Annotated in this window: 4 protein-coding genes; 1 reads left to right on the forward strand and 3 read right to left on the reverse strand. The window is 73.1% G+C overall.

The window, feature by feature from the left end; all coding sequences use genetic code 11:
- Positions 1 to 46 precede the first annotated feature (46 nt).
- Genes ACFQ4O_RS16545 through ACFQ4O_RS16555 form a run of 3 tightly spaced genes read right to left on the reverse strand, consistent with a single transcriptional unit; the run spans position 47 to position 1,541 of the window.
- A complete protein-coding gene (locus ACFQ4O_RS16545; protein ID WP_378777314.1) occupies positions 47 to 322 on the reverse strand; it encodes a DUF6111 family protein in 276 nt (91 codons plus the stop codon).
- A complete protein-coding gene (locus ACFQ4O_RS16550) occupies positions 319 to 966 on the reverse strand; it encodes an NUDIX hydrolase (RefSeq protein ID WP_378777316.1) in 648 nt (215 codons plus the stop codon). The genes ACFQ4O_RS16545 and ACFQ4O_RS16550 overlap by 4 nt, the downstream gene beginning before the upstream one ends.
- Entirely contained in the window at positions 963 to 1,541 is a 579-nt protein-coding gene (locus tag ACFQ4O_RS16555; RefSeq protein WP_378777318.1) for a DUF1285 domain-containing protein, read from the reverse strand. The genes ACFQ4O_RS16550 and ACFQ4O_RS16555 overlap by 4 nt, the downstream gene beginning before the upstream one ends.
- A 181-nt stretch (positions 1,542 to 1,722) precedes the next feature.
- Here ACFQ4O_RS16555 and ACFQ4O_RS16560 point away from each other — a divergent pair, with 181 nt between their 5' ends.
- Positions 1,723 to 2,733 carry an AAA family ATPase gene (locus tag ACFQ4O_RS16560; RefSeq protein WP_378777320.1) on the forward strand — a complete coding sequence of 337 codons (1,011 nt, stop codon included), beginning with the start codon at positions 1,723 to 1,725 and terminating at the stop codon, positions 2,731 to 2,733.
- Positions 2,734 to 2,820 lie beyond the last annotated feature (87 nt).

Here is a 2,820-nt window from a genome sequence, read left to right on the forward strand (position 1 = left end):
GGCCCCCGCGCGAGCCAGCCGGCGTCGGCGAGCCGCAGCGTCGCGCTCACTTCGCGCCGGGCTCCCGCAGGCTGCCCGGCACGAACACGCCGTTCTCCATGTGCGCCGGCACGTAGATCGCCTTGGTGGAGCCGCCGGTGGTGAAGGCCATCGCGAACAGGCTCGCCACCGTCAGCGACACGCCCGCGACCGCGAGCCAGACCAGCGGCGCGCCGAGCCAGCGCTCCGGCGCGCGCCAGCCGCGGGCGGTGAAGCGCAACCACAGCGCGTAGGCGATGAAGGGCGACAGGAACAGCAGCGCCTGCAGCAGGATGCGCGTCATTCGGCGTACAGCCTCTCATAAAGGTTGTGCAGCAGGCCTGCGGTCACACCCCAGATATGCCGATCGCGCCAGGGCATGTGATGAACTTTCCGCAAGCCGCCGCGCCACTCGCGCATCTCCACCCGGTGGTTTTCCGCCGCCATCAGAAAGCCCAGAGGCACCTCGAAGGCGTCGTCCACCTCGTCCGGCGACAAAGCGAGCGTGTAGGCCGGATCGACCTCGGCGACGCAGCCCACGATCGCGAAGCCCGAATTGGTGACGTAGAGGTCGAGATAGCCGAGCGGGCGCGCGAAGGCCGGGTCAAGCCCGATCTCCTCCTGCGCCTCGCGCAGCGCGGTGGCGAGCGGGGACGGATCGCCCGGCTCCCGCTTGCCGCCCGGAAACGAGATCTGCCCCGCATGCACCGGCAGATGCGCCGCCCGCTGGGTCAGCAGCAGCTGCGGCTCGGCGCGGGGCGTCACCCCGATCAGCACCGCCGCGGCGCGGGGCGTGTGGTCCGGCGCGAGCAAGGCGAACTCGCCGATCGGCACGGTCTCGGGATCGTCCGGATCGGGCGGGGCCGGCAGCAGGCGCGTCGCCGCGCGGGCGCGCAGGTCCTCGATCGAGAACGGCGGCGGCGCGGCGAGCGCGCCGTCCGGCCTCACGCCGCCGCCTCGCCGAAGGGGAAGAACGCGCCCCCCGACCAGACGCCCAGCGCGCCGTCCCGCTCCTCGGCGAGCTCCACCAGATCGTAGACCACGGGGCGCGCCGCCAGCGCCCAGAGCTCGCCGCGCACCCGCACATAGGGCTTGAAGCCGCCGTCGGCCGCGGCCTCGAACCGCAGCGGATGGTCTGGCCCGGCGTCCACCGTCTCGTCCACATTGGTGCGGAAGCGCAGGCGGCGGTCGCGGCCCTCGCCCGCCCACGCCATCTCCACCGCCACGAAGGGCGCGTCCTCCACCATGATGTCGAGCTTCTCGGCGGGCGTGACCAGCACATAGCCGTCCGGGTCGCGCCGCAGCACGGTGGCGAACAGCTTCACCAGCGCTGGACGGTCTATGAGCGAGCCGTTGTAGGTCCAGCGTCCGTCGGCGCGGATGACGATGTCGATCGCGCCGCAGCGCTCGGGGTTCCACAGATGCACCGGCGCCGGGCCCCGGCCGCCGGCCTCGCGCGCGGCCTGGGCCAGCGCGTCCATGCGCCCGGCCGCGGGGGAGATTTCGGCGTGCGCCTGCGACATCACGTTTCCTTGAACCACTCGCGAGCCGTGGGACAGCCTTCATATCGCCCGTTTGACCCTGCCGCCTATCATGTAGGCCGCCCGACCGTTCGGGGTAAGTCCCGCCGAGGGGCGCGCGCGGGGCTTGCATTCGGCGCCGCGGAATCGTCCGATGGGCGGCGATGGCATTCAGGAGATCACCATGACCCAGACGGCAGGCGACGGCGCCACCGACCTCGACGCCGCGGTGGTCCGGGGCGCGGAGGCGATCGGCGGCCATGTGGCGGCCGCCCGCGCCGCCATCGGCCAGGTGATCTTCGGGCAGGAGCAGGTGGTGGACCACGCCCTGCTCACCATCCTGTGCGGCGGCCACGCGCTGCTGGTGGGCGTGCCGGGCCTCGCCAAGACCAAGCTGGTGGAGGCGCTCGGCACGGTGCTCGGGCTCGACGCCCGCCGGGTGCAGTTCACGCCGGACCTGATGCCCTCCGACATTCTCGGCTCCGAGGTGCTGGAGGAGGACGAGCACGGCCGCCGCTCGTTCCGCTTCCTGTCCGGCCCGGTCTTCGCCCAGCTTCTGATGGCCGACGAGATCAACCGCGCCAGCCCCCGCACCCAATCGGCGCTGCTGCAGGCCATGCAGGAGTATCACGTCACCGTCGCCGGCCACCGCCACGACCTGCCGCGCCCGTTCCACGTGCTCGCCACCCAGAACCCGCTGGAGCAGGAGGGCACCTATCCGCTGCCCGAGGCCCAGCTCGACCGCTTCCTGATGCAGATCGACGTGGGCTATCCGGACCGGGAGGCGGAGCGGCGCATCCTGCTCGCCACCACCGGCGCGGACGAAGCGAGGCCCAAGGCGGCCATGACCTCGGACGACCTGCTCGCCGCCCAGCGGCTGGTGCGTCGCCTGCCCGTGGGCGAATCGGTGGTGGACGCCATCCTCGACCTCGTGCGCTCGGCCCGGCCCGAGACGGCGGAGAAAAGCGTCGCCAGCCGCATCGCCTGGGGCCCCGGCCCCCGCGCCAGCCAGTCGCTGATGCTGGCGGTGCGCGCCCGCGCGCTGCTCGACGGCCGGTTCGCGCCCTCCATCGACGACGTGGCGGCGCTGGCCGAGCCCATCCTGAAGCACCGCATGGCCCTCACCTTCTCCGCCCGCGCCGACGGCGACACGCTGGACGGCGTGGTGGCGAAGCTCGTCGAGCGGCTCGGCTGAGCCGCATGGCGGCGCGCGCCGGCCTCGCCGATCCCGCCGAGACGCGGATCGCCGCCCGCCACGAGGAGGCGGCGCTCGGCCTGTCCG

Source organism: Methylopila musalis, assembly GCF_042679725.1.
Taxonomy (GTDB): domain Bacteria; phylum Pseudomonadota; class Alphaproteobacteria; order Rhizobiales; family Methylopilaceae; genus Methylopila; species Methylopila musalis.